This window comes from Mesobacillus sp. MER 48 (assembly GCF_023714225.1).
GTDB classification, from domain to species: Bacteria; Bacillota; Bacilli; order Bacillales; family Cytobacillaceae; genus Mesobacillus; species Mesobacillus oceanisediminis_A.
Genome location: NZ_JAMAUR010000013.1, coordinates 17,235 through 32,551, shown reverse-complemented (window position 1 = coordinate 32,551; position 15,317 = coordinate 17,235). Strand labels below are relative to the sequence as shown.

The following is a 15,317-nucleotide window of genomic DNA, read 5'->3' as shown; positions in this document are numbered from 1 at the left end:
CTTCCTCCTTCTTAAATTTAAGCATTACCTGGAGAACAGCTGCACAATCCGGCTTCCGAATGGCAGGGTCGCCAGCTCATCTTCAGTCAAAGCCCTCGTTTTAATCAGCACTAAAAAATAAACAAGTGCCCCAACAGCCACTGAGCTTAATGCCTGGAAAATAGCTCCGAGTCTGTCTGGTTCAATATATCCATAACCGAAATCTGTTATAAACAGGAAGAATCGCAAAATAACAGCCATCACAGCCGAGGATAGCAGGATTTTCCCGATAAATACGAGTGATAAAACAGGCCCGCCAAGTTCGCGCCGCAATTTTGCAATCAGGACCATCATGACAGCCAGCATGGCTAGCAGGGTGGCACAGGCAGCTCCCATCGTCCCAAAATTCGGGATCAGGATAAGATTCAATATATATTTCATGCCGAATCCGGCAATAACGACTGCTGCCGGGAACAGCGAGTGATCAAGACCCTGAAGGATGCTCATGATCGTCAAGATGACAGAGGCAAATAAAATCATCAGGCTTAGCACTGCCAGGACATTTGATCCAGCGGCATTCTTAAACAGCATGATATTCACCGGGACCATGATGCTGGATAATCCCACCGCAGCTGCCGCGCCAAAAACCAGGCTTGTTTGAAGCGCCAGCCTGACTTTCGCGAGGATTCCCTCATGACGATCACTTGATTTGTCCCCGGAAATGGCTGGTACAAGACTCAATGACATCGATGTAGCAACAACAGCACCCAGCTGGATGAGCGGCTGTCCACGGTCAAAAATCCCTTTTGCCGACTTTGCTTCGTCTGCCGTCAGCCCTGTATCCAGCAAGGAATAATACATATTCAATGAGTCCGCAAGCTGGAACAGGATCAACAGCATGCCACTGACGCTGATCGCAAGGCCCTGGACAACAAGAGCTTTTACGGCCCAGGCTGTGTCATGGAACAGGTCTTTGGCCTGAAAATGCTTGAATGGGTCTCCGCCTCTATTTTTCCAGAAATAAAAGCCAAGCAGCAGCACAGAGATCAGGCCCCCAGTTACTGATCCGAATACAGCGCCGGCTCCCGTTACATAAAGTGAGAAACCTTGCCGTACAAAGAATGCTGATAAAATCAGGATGGTCGCAACACGGATGAATTGTTCCGAAACCTGGGAAATCGCTGTCGGAACCATATTTCCCTTCCCCTGAAAGTAACCTCGGAACACAGAGATGAACGGGAAGAGCAAAAATGGGATCGATACGACTTTGAATAGTGGAGTTAATTCAGGGTCTCCGATTTTACCGGAAATCCATGACGCTCCAAAAAAGAAGAAGAGGAAAAGCAGCACCCCGATCAAGCTGAGAAACACAAGCGAGATGGCCAACAGCCTGTCCGCTCTGCCATGATGGCCGGCAGCCTGCTCCTCCGTATATAATTTCGAAATGATCACAGGAAATCCATATGTAGATAAAACCATGACAATGCCAAAAAAGGGATATACCTGCTGATAAATATAAAAACCAATGTCTCCGACAATGTTCTGGAATGGGACACGGTATACAGCGCTTAATATTTTTGTAACCAGGGCTGCCAGAGTAAGGACCATGGCTCCCTTCATCAATTCGTTTGAATCTGCAACGGGCTTCATCGCCCATCTCCTTCCAATTTCAGTTTCAAACGTATTATATCATAGCATGAACATGACGGCTCCAAGCCAAGAAGCCATTTTATCAATTGTAAAATAGCCGTAATAAACCAGGGCATGAAAAAAGGCAGCTTTGTCAGCTGCCCCTTCAGGTATGATAGAAAATACGGTTAAAACTCTCGATTATTGCTCCATCTGTCTTGCAAGGAAGCCTGCAGCAGTTTCCACTGCTTTTTGTTCAACATCTCCTAGTGACCCTTCTTTAGAGAAGATGATTACGGCCCCAATTGGGTCTCCGTTAGCGATGATCGGCCCGATTGTATAAGAAGAAATAGACTCTTCATTACCATCCACAAGCGCGAAGTTAGATTGCTGGTTCACAAGCGAGGAAGTACGGTCTTCCATTGTCTTCTCGACTAGTTCACCGATGTTTTTATTCAGGTAGTCCTTCTTGGAACCGCCCGCCACTGCGATATAAGTATCTCGATCGCAGATCAGAACCGGGTTGCCAAGGCTGTCATACAGCGCTTCTGCATACTCCTTCGCAAAATCGCTCAGCTCGCTGATTGGTGAATACTTCTTAAGGATTACCTCACCATCACGGTCCACGAAAATCTCAAGTGGATCTCCTTCACGAATACGAAGGGTTCTCCTAATTTCTTTAGGAATAACGACACGACCTAAATCATCGATTCGACGAACAATACCAGTTGCTTTCATCCAACGTTGCCTCACTTTCATCTGATGATTATTTTTTTGGTAGCGATAATGGCTTTATTCATCATCTTTACCAAGATTTGAACTTAGTATCTTTCATATGGAAAGTTCTATACACTTCTCATCATTATTTTCTTTGAAGTGATAAAGGTGCCAAAAACGGATAAACCTTCCAGTCAACTTTTGCGTACACACAAAAATTACCCTTGTCTATCTTTTTTGAAACACCTTCTTGTTTTACATTTGTATTACAAAATATTTCCACATATCAGGATACAGTATTTTCCTGTTCCTTTTGGGAGTCGTGCAGTCCCTTAACCATCTCGAAAGTAATGTCGAACCAACGATTGTCCTTCAATGCTTTTGTATGGACAACCATCTTTAGCTTGTTGCCTTCCATGCCAAGCCCTACAGCATTCCTGTACTGGCTGCTCAGCTTGAACACCTTTTGTCCGTCAATCCGGGTGCTGCCATTCTCTGATAACAGGATCGTCACATCCTGCTTCGCCTGTTTGATGGATTCCACTCCTGCGGTAATGGCATAGACCTTAAGCTCTGCCACCTTGAATAAGGTTCCAACCTCCTGCGGATAATCCCCAAAGCGGTCGGTGATCTCTTCTTTCAATTCATCGATATCCTTCAATGTCTCGATACCGCGGAATCGCTTATACATTTCGATTTTTTGATGGCCATCGGAAATATAGCTGTCCGGGATATAGGCATCAAGCTCCAGGTCGATTTCAATTGAAGGCTTGCGAATCTGTTCTTTTTCAGGCTTGCGTTCTTCGATGGCTTCCTTGAGCATTTGTGAATACAGATCAAAACCGACTGAATCAATGAAGCCATGCTGCTGGGCACCGAGCAGATTTCCGGCACCGCGGATCGACAGGTCACGCATCGCGATTTTAAATCCGGAGCCGAGTTCAGTGAACTCCTTGATGGCTTGCAGGCGCTTTTCCGCCACTTCTGTAAGAATCTTGTCTTTCCTGTAGGTGAAATAGGCATAGGCCACCCTGTTGGAGCGTCCAACCCTTCCACGCAGCTGGTATAGCTGGGAAAGTCCCATTTTATCGGCATCATAAACAATCAAGGTGTTTACATTCGGTATGTCCACACCCGTTTCGATGATCGTCGTGCTGACAAGGACATCATACTCTCCCTCAAGGAAACCAAGCATCACCGATTCAAGCTCATTTTCAGTCATCCGGCCGTGGGCAAAAGTAACGCGTGCATCCGGCACGAGCATGGAAATCTCTTCTGCTTTCCGTTCAATGTCCTCGACACGGTTATATAGGAAGTATACTTGTCCGTCCCTCGCCAGTTCCCGTTCAATCGCTTCACGGACGAGTCCCCCGTTATATTCCATGACATATGTCTGGACAGGGAAACGGTTTTCCGGCGGTGTTTCGATGACGGACAGGTCCCTGACACCAAGCATCGACATATGCAGCGTCCTCGGGATTGGAGTTGCTGTTAAAGTCAGGACGTCGACATTCGTCTTCAGCTGCTTGATTTTCTCTTTATGGGTGACCCCGAACCGCTGCTCTTCATCGATGATCAGCAAGCCCAAGTCACGATAAGTGATTTCCTTTGATAAAAGCCTGTGGGTCCCGACGACAATATCGACGCTTCCCGCTTTCAAGCCCTTGATGGTCTCCGTTTGCTGCTTGCGTGTGCGGAACCTGCTCATGAGGCCAATATTGATCGGGAAGTCCTGGAACCTTTCACGAAGTGTTTCATAATGCTGTTGTGCCAGGATGGTCGTCGGCACGAGGAATGCGACCTGCTTCCCGTCTGCAATTGCTTTGAATGCTGCCCTGATGGCCACCTCTGTTTTCCCATAGCCAACATCTCCGCACAGCAGGCGGTCCATCGGTCTTTCACGCTCCATATCCCGCTTGATTTCATGGATGGAACGGATTTGGTCCTCTGTTTCCTGATAGGGGAAGGACGATTCAAAATCGCGCTGCATTTCGCCATCCGGTGAATAAGCATGGCCGACACTCGCCTCACGCTCTGCGTATAGCTTGATCAGATCATCGGCAATATCCTGGACAGAGGATTGCACCTTGCTCTTGACACGCTTCCAGTCGCTTCCGCCCAGCTTGTAGACCTTTGGCTCTTTCCCTTCAGAGCCCACATACTTCTGGACAAGGTCAATCTGCTCTACAGGGACATACAGCTTATCCGTCCCTTGATAGCGGATGTGAAGATAATCCTTATGGACACCATTGATGACAAGCGTTTCAATGCCAAGGTATTTCCCGATTCCATGATTGACATGGACGACATAGTCGCCGATTTTCAGTTCTGAATAGCTTTTGATCCGCTCTGCATTCGAAAGCTTCTGCCGTCTTGCCGGCTTCTTTGTTTTCTTGTTGAAAAGCTCCTCTTCCGTGATCACGGCAATCTTTTGGATCGGGAATTCGAAGCCGGTATTCAGGCTTCCCTGGATGATCTGCACCTTCCCTGGCAGCAATTCCTGCTTGCTGCCCACCTTTACTGCATCAATCTCATAGTCTTCGAGGACACGCTCTAGCTTCTTCACCCTTTCGGCATCAGGACCGACAAAAATGACTGCATAATTCCCTTTGCGCCAACGGTCGACTTCTCCTTTCAGCACATTCATCTGCCCGTGGAAGTTCTGCATCTGTTTGCAGGAGATATTGATGATATTCTGCGGACTCGTGTTTGGCACATGCCGTAAAAATAACGATAAATAGACAATCGGCTTTTGGGTTTTACTCATCAATTCAGGAAGATGGTGAGAAATTTTCAAATCATGGATTATCTGCCCTTCGCCCAGGAGGCTTGTATACCATTCAGCTTCTTCCTTGCTGAGCGACTCGTTCATCTCCTGCACCCTGCTGATTTCATCAATAAACAGAAAACCATTCGACGGCAAGTAATCTATTAAACTTTGAGGCTTTTCGTATGCAATCGATAAGTATTTAAACACTTGATCCGGTTTTTGCCCGTTGCGGAGCTGTTCCAGTTCATAGCCGATATTCTGTGACATCAGCGTCTTCGCTTTGTCATCCTTGAGCTTTTTAAGGCTTTTCGCCAGGCCTTCCTTGATGCCTGAAACCATCCGGTCCAGCTGTTCATGCTCAATCGGGTTTTCCGTCGCAGGCCCGATCGCCACGGCTTTCATTTTTTCCTTTGACCGCTGATCCTCAAGCGAGAACGTCCGGATTGAATCTACCTCCGTGTCAAACAGTTCGATCCTGATCGGATCCGAAGAAGTAAGCGGGTAGATATCAATGATTCCGCCGCGGACACTGAATTCCCCAGGTGCGGACACCATTTCCGCCCGTACATAGCCCATGCTGACGAAGCGGTTCAATATGGATTCCAGTTCAATTTCTTCGCCAACCTTAAATGACATCTGGAATTTTGACCAAAGCTCCTTCGGCGGCAATAGCTTTCTCAAACCCGCCATTGGGACAATCACAATCCCCGTTTTCTTTTTGCTCCAATGATTCAAAGCTTCGATCCGCTGCGCCTTAAGCTCAGGACTGGAAATGCTGATTTCAGCAGCAATCAGTTCATTGGCGGGATAAAGATAAACGTCATTTTCCCCTACTAAATTCATCATGTCATCATATAGCTTTTGAGCTTGCAATAAATTATGTGTCACAATCAGGACGGGGCGCTTCGTCTGTTCGTAAATCGCCGCTAAAAAAACCGTCCTTGCCGAACCGGACAGGCCTGCAACGAGCTGTTCCCTGAGACCCGCTTCCATTCCGGAAATGACAGATTGGACATCATCCTGATGACTAAAAAGAGCTTTCAGCCCCTGCATCCAAACCTCTCCCTCTCTTTTTAAAAATCCTAATCTTTTAACTTGGCTTTATTAAACATGGCTGTTGATATTCATTCCGGGTCTAACGGTTTAAGAGAAACCGGTTGATCAGAGCCTATGATCACTTCAAGATAGTGAATATTGTAAACAGAAAAATGCTTTGGATGTGGAATCCAAAGCTTGTCAGTGAATCAGGTAGTCATGCTGGTGGAAGTCCGGGTTGCGTTCCAGGGCTTCCTGACAATCTTCACAAATCGATTTTATATGAATGTCGCCATCACCTGAGTAAGAAACCATTTCCTGGCGTTCTTCCTCTGTCAGCTTGTGCAACCCTAAGCTTTCACTGTGGACAGACAACCTGTCCAATGAGCCAATATTCGTGCCGCAATGACGGCAATGATAATGTATAGCCATGCCCGTCCCTCCCAATTTAAGTCATTATTCATTATTGACCCGTTGTGAGGAACTTATGCACTTAGCCTATTGTATGATTCTATTTTAACATTATATTACTTAATCAGAAGATTGAAATGATTTCGTGTACTCTCTTCCCTGATGTATTTTACTGATTAAACGTATTCATGACTTCCAGGAACGGCTTCTTGATCCATGCTTCACAAGCATCTGCGGATTTCACCACAGCTTCATTCATCTGGTCCTTCTCCTCTGCGGTAAAACGGCCAAGCACCCAATCCGTGATCGCCATTCCATTCGTCGGACGGCTTATGCCCACCCTGATCCTTTTGAATTCCTGTGTGCCTGTATGGGCGATAGTGGATTTTATTCCATTATGGCCCCCTGCACTGCCCTTTTGACGCAAACGAATCCTGCCTGTAGGCATATCAAGGTCATCGTAAATCACGACTAAATCTTCCACATCTATATCATAAAAGTCCATAACCGCCCTGATTGATTCACCAGACAGATTCATATAGGTTAACGGCTTCAAAAGAATGACCTTTTCTCCGCCCACAAATCCCTTACCATAAAGCCCTTTATGTTTTGCCTGATCCAATGGGATATTCCACCGTTTGGATAATTCATCAATGACCTCAAAGCCGATATTATGCCTAGTCTGGTCATATTGTCTTCCTGGATTCCCAAGCCCCACGAATAATTTCAACTTTCCACACCCCTAACCAAAAACTTAAGGTTTTAGGCTTCCCCTCGATGCAGGGGCTGCCAGAAAAACCATCCTTTTCTAATGTACATGAAAACCGCAAAAGACGTAACCCTTTCAGGCTACGTCCATTGCATCTTTATTCTCCGCTTGCTTCCGTTTCTCTTCCTTCTTCATTTTCAGGCTCTCCTGGTTCTTGTTCTTCACCGGAGTTGATTTCTTCTTCCACCTTAGGAGGAAGGATTGAAACGATTACCGTGCTTTCATCATCATTTAATTCATAGTTTCCTGTTTTAACATCAGCCAGAGTCAAATTCTCTCCGACCTGAAGGTTCGTGACATCCACATCGATCGAATCCGGAATATTTCCCGGTGTCGCTGTGATATTCACCTCATGGAGCGGCTGCTGAAGGACGCCTCCATCCTTCACACCCGCTGCCTCGCCGACCAGGTTCACCCTGACGCTCGTATGCACCTTAGAACTCTTGTCCACCGCAAGAAAATCCGCATGCAAAATTTCATTTTTAACATGGTCCTGATGGTAATCAGTAAGCATGACGTCCTGCTGTTTGCCATTGACATCAAGCGATATAACACCATTTCTGCCATTTTCACGAATCGTTTTAATAAATTCGATACTGTCAATATAAATCGACTGATTTTCTGTATTCCTTCCGTATACGACAGCCGGGATTTTCCCCTCTTGACGTAATTTCCTCAAGGCAGAACGTTGAGCATTTGTGCGTTCATTTGCTTTCAATAATGCACCCATGATTTTGTCCCCTTCCTATTTCGTTAGTACTTGTCTATATAAAAAATGCCCCAAAACAGGAAGGTCTAAACGTTTTACTTTTTTAAAACGCTTTTATTAACATGGCCCTTTCGCTCTGCACAGTAAATTGCTTCAGGTTCTTGAGAGGTTTGATCCTTTATCTTTAAAACCTGTCACAATAACGAAGGTTTCTTGACAGCTTTGACCCTTTATCCTTAAAACCTGTCACAATAACGAGGGTTTCTTGACAGCTTTGACCCTTTGTCCTTAAAACCTGTCACAATAACGAAGGTTTCTTGACAGCTTTGACCCTTTATCCTTAAAACCTGTCACAATAACGAGGGTTTCTTGACAGCTTTGACCCTTTGTCCTTAAAACCTGTCACAATAACGAGGGTTTCTTGACAGCTTTGGACCTTTATCCTTAAAACCTGTCACAATAACGAGGTTTTTTTGACAGCTTTGGACCTTTGTCCTTAAAACCTGTCACAATAACGAGGGTTTCTTGACAGCTTTGACCCTTTGTCCTTAAAACCTGTCACAATAACGTGCTTATCTTGGCAGCTTCAGCTTTTCCTGCGGAAAGGCATGAAAAAGCGGAAGCGAATTGGTTAGCCCAGTTCGTTTGTAAATGCAATCAGAAACAAGAGTAGGCTTGCCGATTGGCAAGCCTGTAATCCCTTTATAAAATCAATCAAACAATGTGCTGACGGATTGCTCTTCGTGGACGCGGATAATCGCTTCCCCAATCAGTGGAGCAACAGACAGCTGATCGATCTTTCCAATGCGCTTTTCTTCCGGAAGCGCAATTGTATTTGTCACTACCAGTTCTTTAATCTTAGAGTTTTCGATACGCTCAATCGCCGGACCTGACAATACAGGGTGCGTACAGCAAGCGTACACTTCTAGTGCTCCATTCTCAACGAGGGCATTTGCCGCTAATGTAATGGTGCCGGCTGTATCAATGATATCATCAATCAGGATCGCAATCTTGCCTTCGATGTTACCAACGATATTCATAACTTCAGCAACATTCGGCTTTGGACGGCGCTTATCGATGATCGCAATCGGCGCTTTCAGCCTTTCAGCCATCTTTCTTGCACGAGTAACTCCGCCATGGTCAGGAGAAACAATGACGACGTCGCCATTCAATTCCTTGCTTTTGAAGTGTTCAGAAAGAATTGGCACACCCATCAGGTGATCGATTGGAATATCGAAGAAGCCCTGAATTTGCGGAGCGTGAAGATCAAGCGTGATTACGCGGGTAGCACCGGCAGTCTCAAGCAGGTTCGCTACAAGCTTAGCTGTGATTGGTTCACGGGCACGGGCTTTGCGGTCCTGACGTGCATATCCATAATAAGGCATAACAATATTGATTGTTTTAGCTGATGCACGCTTCAATGCATCAATCATGATCAGCAATTCCATGATGTTCTCATTTACTGGAGAGCTGGTAGACTGGATGACATATACATCACAGCCACGGATACTTTCTTCGATATTGATCTGGATTTCTCCATCGCTGAACTGGGATACAGAACATTTTCCGAGCTCGACTCCGATGACTTGCGCGATTTCCTGGGCTAGTTCTACGTTTGAGTTAAGTGAAAAAACCTTCAAATTTGGATCAAGATACTGGTTTGACATTGGGGACCTCCAAGACTCTTATTTCTTTACGTTCATTTTCCCTACATAATCTTCTTTGTTGACTTGGCGGGCACGTGCTACCGCAAGTGCTTCACCTGGGACATCTTCAGTGATCGTCGAACCGGCCGCAACATATGCGCCTTTGCCGATTTTCACTGGTGCAACAAGATTTGAATTACAGCCAATGAATACGCCATCCTCAATCTTGGTCAGGAATTTATTTTTGCCATCATAATTCACTGTGATCGATCCGCAGCCGATGTTCACATCAGCGCCAACTTCTGCATCACCGATATAGCTCAGGTGGGAAGCCTTGCTTCCTTTGCCGAATACCGCTTTTTTAATTTCGACGAAATTGCCGATCTTCACTTCATCATGGATATCAGAAGCAGGCCTGATATGTGCAAATGGCCCAATATTGACTTCAGAGCCAATCTTGCTGTCAAAGGCCGCTGATTGACGGATAACTGTATTGTTTCCAATCTCACAGCTGCTAATTTCAGTATTTGGTCCAATCTGGCATTCAGATCCGATGTCTGTGCTGCCGGAAAGTGTCGTTCCCGGGAAAATGACTGTGTCCTGTCCGATTGCTACATCCGGTCCAATATAGGTATTATCAGGATCGATAATCGAAACACCATTGCGCATATGGAACTCATTGATTCGCTTTTTCATCGTGCGCTCTGCCTCGGCAAGTGCAACACGATCATTTACGCCAAGCGTTTCAGCGAAATTATCCGTAACGTATGCTGATACAGTTTCACCCTGGTTTTTCAGGATTTCGATGACATCAGGAAGATAGTATTCCCCCTGAACATTATCATTTGATACATTCTGGATCGCTTCGAATAGCATTTTGTTATCGAAGCAGTACGTACCTGTGTTAATTTCATTGATGGTTCTTTCCTGCTCATTCGCATCCTTGTGCTCGACAATTTTTTCGACAAAGCCTTCTGCATTCCGGACGATACGGCCGTAGCCAGTTGGGTCTTCCGCTCTTGCAGTCAGGATGGTCGCTTTGGCGCGTGTCTCTTCATGGTGCTTGAAAAGAGCTTCCATTGTTTCTCCCTTGATCAGCGGAGTATCACCGCAGACAACAATGGTGACCCCTTCCCTATCTGCAAGCATTTCACTCGCTTGCTGTACAGCATGGGCTGTTCCCAGCTGTTCCGCCTGCAAGGCATACTGGCTATCCTCGCCAAGCTGCTCTTTCACCTTTTCGGCGCCATGACCGACAATGGTCACGATTTCGTTTATATCAAGACTTTTCACCTGGTCAATTACATGCTGTACCATTGGCTTGCCGCATACAGGGTGAAGCACCTTATACAACTTGGACTTCATTCTTGTTCCCTGACCGGCTGCTAAAATGATTGCATAACGATTAGACATTAGCAGGCCTCCAATTTACCTTTTTATCCATTACGAATATATCTTAAATAGCCGGCCATTTCAAGAATAGAAGAACAAGTACAATTATTTGTCAGTTTAGGGGGGAAGGTATTTTTCCAAATAGATGGATAAATTTTTATGAGAATAGGTTTAGCTTGCGGATAAACCGGGGAAATAAAAAAGAGCCTAACTTATGCAGCAGGCTCTTGATGTTATGCACTTTTATGTTCTAGGAAGCGCCAGCTTCTTCGAATTCAACTTCCAATTCACCCAAACGGTGGTACTCTGCCAAAACAGCGTCCTGAATCTTTCCGCGTGTACCCGAGTTGATCGAATGCGCGATATCACGGAACTCGCCATCAGGAGTGCGCTTACTTGGCATTGCAACAAATAGGCCGTTGTTTCCATCAATCACCCTGATATCATGGACAACAAACTCGTTGTCAAGCGTGATGGAAGCGATCGCTCTCATCCGTCCATCTGTATTAACGCGGCGTAATCTTACGTCAGTTACTTCCATTCTGTTCACCACCTTTACAAATAGATAAAATTCTAGTTAAATAATTCCACGTTGAAATCAAAACTCCTTCTTTTACAAGAAAATTTTTTTGAAAAAATAGGTCAATTTTGTGAACTTTTTCATAGGGAAAGCCTTTACAATTCATTACCACCCTGTAAAATAGGCTTTTTCGGCTATTGACTCCGATAAAAAACTCTATATGATTACGTGCTTATTTTCTATCCAGAAAAGAGTTTTTTTGTATTAATTTATTGGCTTATAATAATTGAACCATATGACCGTCATCGGCTTTTTTCCTTCTTGCCGGGAGATATTTGGGCTTCTTGTGACCGTCGGGCCGATTTTGAACTTGATGGGTATATGTTTGCCTTTCTTGTGACCGTCAAAACGCTTTTTCTCGCTTCACGGGCACATGTTGGCTCTTCTTGTAACCGTCAAAACACTTTTCCACTCTTTATGGGCACATGTTGGCCTTTCTTGTGACCGTCAAAACACTTTTCCACTCTTCACGGGCACATGTTTGCCTTTCTTGTGACCGTCAAAACACTTTTCCCCTCTTCACGGGCACATGTTTACCTTTCTCATGACCGTCAAACCGCCTTTCCCCATTTCACGGGCACATGTTAACCTTTCTTGTGACCGTCAAAACACTTTTTCTCTCTTCATGGGCACATGTTTGCCTTTCTCGTGACCGTCAAACCGCTTTTTTCCTCTTCACGGGCACATGTTGGCTCTTCACCTTTTTCAGGCATAAAAAAAACGCCCGTTATTTAACGAGCGCTACTACTTCGATTTCCACCAGAGCGTCTTTTGGCAATCTTGCCACTTCGACTGTGGAGCGTGCCGGTTTATGTTCATTGAAATACTCAGCATAGACTTCATTCAATTGAGCGAATTCATCCATATTCTTGATGAACACAGTTGCCTTTACGACTGTTTCAAGCGATGCTCCTGCAGCTTCCAGCACAGCTTTTAGGTTTTTGAAGACCTGATGTGTCTGGGCCTGGATGTCGCCTTCTACCATCATCCCCTCAGGAGTCAATGGAATCTGGCCTGAACTGTAGAAAAGATTGTTCACTACTACTCCCTGAGAGTAGGGTCCGATTGCTGCTGGTGCATTGGAAGTTTGTACAATATTCATATTGTCACCCCATTATTTTTTTCGTCTGAACAACTATTCTTTACGGGCAAAGTAATTTCCTTCACTAACGGTAATTTTTCTTTCTTTAACATCAACGTCGGAAAGACGGACGAGTGAAAGATATTCATCAACAAGTCGCTCTTCGATGTTTTCCGATTCCACCAATACTGCGATTCCCGCCAATTTTGCATTAAACTCCTCCAGCAGGTTGATCATGCCGTTGACTGTGCCGCCTGCTTTCATGAAGTCATCCACAATTAAAACCTTGGAACCCTCTGCAAGGCTCCGCTTCGATAACACCATTGTCTGGATCCTTTTAGATGAACCGGAGACATAATTGATACTGACCGTAGACCCTTCTGTCACCTTGCTGTCCCTTCTGACAATCACAACCGGGACATTAAGATGGCTTGCGACTGCATAAGCAATCGGGATTCCCTTCGTCGCCACAGTCATAACCACTTCAATGTCTTTTTCGGCATAAGCGGATGCCAGCAGGCGTCCAACCTCCTGGACGATCGCAGGGTTGCCAAGGATGTCATTCATGAAGAGATAACCACCAGGAAGCAGTCTATCAGGAGTAGCCATGATCTTGCATAGTTCATCAATGACTGCCCTTGCCTTTTCATCACTTACATGAACGTGGAATTTCACTCCTCCGGCGGCTCCCGGCACAGTCTGGAGGACTCCAATTCCTCTTTGTTCAAATGTTTCTTTGATGATTCCGAGATCTTCGCTGATCGATGACTTAGCTGAACCATACTTCTCCGCAAAATAGGTTAACGGCACCAATTGACGGGGATGTTCCAGTAAATAGGTCGTCATATCGATCAAACGCTCGCTGCGTCGAAATTTCATTCCAGAACCTCCAAAATCCGAATATTTAAGGTTAATATAACACCATTATACGGATTTAATCAAGGGTATGGCGTTCACCCAGCATCCTTACCGCAAATACCTGATCGCAAAAACCGCGTAGTCCGTTATAAATGCGATGCATGCGCGAATCGTGGGCCACCAGGCTGAAAACGGTGGGGCCGCTTCCGCTCATCAACACGGCATCTGCACCGAAACGCTTCATCTGATCCTTTATTTGGGCGACCTCAGGATATAGGGATAGCGTCACATCCTCCAGTACATTGCCGACACTGTTGCAGACCCCTTTAAAATTACCCTCTTCAATCGCAGAGATCATTTCTTTAGTAGGCGGGTGCTGAATTTTTTCTACATTAAGACGGCGATATACCTCTGCTGTTGATACACCAATAAAAGGCTTCGCCAAAACGACCCAGCATGTTGGCGGCGCAGGCAGCTCTTCAATGATTTCCCCTCGCCCTGTGGCAAGTGCTGTTCCTCCGTACACACAGAAGGAAACATCCGAACCAATTTCTGCGCCAAGCACCGCCAGCTCGTCCAATGATAAACCAAGATTCCACAGCTTGTTCAATCCCCTTAATGTCGCCGCTGCATCACTGCTGCCGCCAGCAAGACCAGCTGCTACTGGGATAGTTTTTTCAATCCCGATCATTACACCTTTTTTCACCTGGAACCTCTCTTTTAACAGTATGGCCGCCTGGTAAGCAAGGTTCCTCTGATCATCCGGAACAAATCGATTATGAGAATGGATCATGATCCTGTCTTCTTCTAATAAACTAAGTTCAATGCGGTCAGCCAGATCAATCGTCGTCATCACCATTTCTACCTCATGGTAACCGTCCGGACGTTTATGCAAAACATCAAGTGATAAATTGATCTTTGCTGGCGCCTTCACTAAAATCTTCACTACTTCCACCTACTTTTACACGAATTCCACATTTTGTCCTATTTTACCACAAAAAGAATAGAAAAGCGCAAGCGCCTTGGTCAACTTCGACAAGCGCTGGAGGGCCTGGCAGTGAAGTCGCTTTTTGACTTCATTGCCAGAACCGAAATCGAAAAGTATAGCCGACTGCCCAGAAACGCAGAAACTGGAGACTCCGACAAAGAAGCGCTCTTTGCTTCTGCCGGCGGAGTTGAAGTTTCGGAGTTTCTAGGAGGCAACACTAGACAAGCGACTCGAGGAGTTAGGCGCTGGAGCTGGACAATGATCGAATTTAAACAATACACTCTGAAAGTAAAATAAGTAAGACTCCTCTATAGAAACATTCCTCTATTTTATCATTTGCTCATTGGCGAATACAGTCATTTCACAAAGAATTAGGATTCCAGGAATCTAACGCAAAAAAGCCGGAGCAATAGCCCCGGCACCGTGATGGTCTGAATTATATTGGTCACTGTCAGGAACAGTTTTACGGCAGTTTACAAAGAATGTCGATCACAATCAGCGGTTCTGGTTCGCAAGCTGCTGTTCAGCAAGCTCAATCGCCCGCTTTACCATGTTGCCCGCGTCCCTGGCCCTGATTCCGCCCCATCCTTCATTTTGGACGACATCATAAAAGCCGAGCTCCTTCGCAAGCTCTTCCTTCAGCCTGTCAGACATAATTCCTCTTCTTCTGCCCAATACTACCATCTCCTTTTCACCATCACAGTATTTTTAGTATTCTGGGTAAAGGAGATTTTCATGTGCACCTTATTTATC

The 15,317-nt window shown here is 45.5% G+C and carries 14 protein-coding genes; 1 reads left to right on the top strand and 13 read right to left on the bottom strand.

Translation table 11 applies throughout. The features are described 5' to 3' along the window. Positions 1 to 24: 24 nt before the first annotated feature. From M3593_RS22610 to ispE, 12 genes are all read right to left on the bottom strand, one after another. Entirely contained in the window at positions 25 to 1,629 is a 1,605-nt protein-coding gene (locus tag M3593_RS22610; protein WP_251544901.1) for a putative polysaccharide biosynthesis protein, read from the bottom strand. Between the two features lie 180 nt (positions 1,630 to 1,809). After that, positions 1,810 to 2,346 (bottom strand): stage V sporulation protein T, encoded by a 537-nt coding sequence (gene spoVT / locus M3593_RS22605; protein ID WP_144481350.1) that lies wholly within the window; start codon positions 2,344 to 2,346, stop codon positions 1,810 to 1,812. A gap of 265 nt (positions 2,347 to 2,611) precedes the next feature. Then, positions 2,612 to 6,148, bottom strand: coding sequence for a transcription-repair coupling factor (mfd, locus tag M3593_RS22600; RefSeq protein ID WP_251544903.1), 3,537 nt, complete (start codon positions 6,146 to 6,148; stop codon positions 2,612 to 2,614). A 183-nt stretch (positions 6,149 to 6,331) separates the two neighbouring features. Next, complete coding sequence (fin, locus tag M3593_RS22595; protein WP_144481348.1) at positions 6,332 to 6,562, bottom strand: anti-sigma-F factor Fin; 231 nt, start codon at positions 6,560 to 6,562, stop codon at positions 6,332 to 6,334. Between the two features lie 148 nt (positions 6,563 to 6,710). Beyond that, positions 6,711 to 7,271: an aminoacyl-tRNA hydrolase gene (gene pth / locus M3593_RS22590; protein ID WP_251544904.1), complete on the bottom strand. Its 561-nt coding sequence runs from the start codon at positions 7,269 to 7,271 to the stop codon at positions 6,711 to 6,713. A 136-nt stretch (positions 7,272 to 7,407) separates the two neighbouring features. Beyond that, a complete protein-coding gene (locus tag M3593_RS22585) occupies positions 7,408 to 8,040 on the bottom strand; it encodes a 50S ribosomal protein L25/general stress protein Ctc (RefSeq protein WP_251544905.1) in 633 nt (210 codons plus the stop codon). Between the two features lie 689 nt (positions 8,041 to 8,729). After that, positions 8,730 to 9,686, bottom strand: a complete 957-nt coding sequence (locus M3593_RS22580; RefSeq protein ID WP_144481345.1) for a ribose-phosphate diphosphokinase — start codon at positions 9,684 to 9,686, stop codon at positions 8,730 to 8,732. Between the two features lie 18 nt (positions 9,687 to 9,704). Beyond that, a complete protein-coding gene (gene glmU, locus M3593_RS22575) occupies positions 9,705 to 11,078 on the bottom strand; it encodes a bifunctional UDP-N-acetylglucosamine diphosphorylase/glucosamine-1-phosphate N-acetyltransferase GlmU (protein ID WP_144481344.1) in 1,374 nt (457 codons plus the stop codon). 229 nt (positions 11,079 to 11,307) lie between these two features. Beyond that, positions 11,308 to 11,598: a septation regulator SpoVG gene (gene spoVG / locus M3593_RS22570; protein ID WP_251665138.1), complete on the bottom strand. Its 291-nt coding sequence runs from the start codon at positions 11,596 to 11,598 to the stop codon at positions 11,308 to 11,310. A gap of 766 nt (positions 11,599 to 12,364) precedes the next feature. Further along, positions 12,365 to 12,739, bottom strand: a complete 375-nt coding sequence (locus M3593_RS22565; RefSeq protein WP_144481343.1) for a RidA family protein — start codon at positions 12,737 to 12,739, stop codon at positions 12,365 to 12,367. Between the two features lie 33 nt (positions 12,740 to 12,772). Further along, the gene (gene purR, locus M3593_RS22560; RefSeq protein WP_144481342.1) at positions 12,773 to 13,597 is read right to left on the bottom strand and encodes a pur operon repressor; all 825 of its coding nucleotides are present in this window, start codon (positions 13,595 to 13,597) and stop codon (positions 12,773 to 12,775) included. A 55-nt stretch (positions 13,598 to 13,652) separates the two neighbouring features. After that, positions 13,653 to 14,522 (bottom strand): 4-(cytidine 5'-diphospho)-2-C-methyl-D-erythritol kinase, encoded by an 870-nt coding sequence (gene ispE, locus M3593_RS22555; protein ID WP_251544906.1) that lies wholly within the window; start codon positions 14,520 to 14,522, stop codon positions 13,653 to 13,655. A 111-nt stretch (positions 14,523 to 14,633) separates the two neighbouring features. On the opposite strand from ispE, the gene M3593_RS22550 reads away from it, so the two are divergent. Then, positions 14,634 to 14,861, top strand: coding sequence for a hypothetical protein (locus M3593_RS22550; protein ID WP_144481340.1), 228 nt, complete (start codon positions 14,634 to 14,636; stop codon positions 14,859 to 14,861). 198 nt (positions 14,862 to 15,059) lie between these two features. Here M3593_RS22550 and M3593_RS22545 read toward each other — a convergent pair whose 3' ends face one another. Beyond that, positions 15,060 to 15,239, bottom strand: a complete 180-nt coding sequence (locus M3593_RS22545) for a small, acid-soluble spore protein, alpha/beta type (RefSeq protein WP_144481339.1) — start codon at positions 15,237 to 15,239, stop codon at positions 15,060 to 15,062. Positions 15,240 to 15,317: the final 78 nt, after the last annotated feature.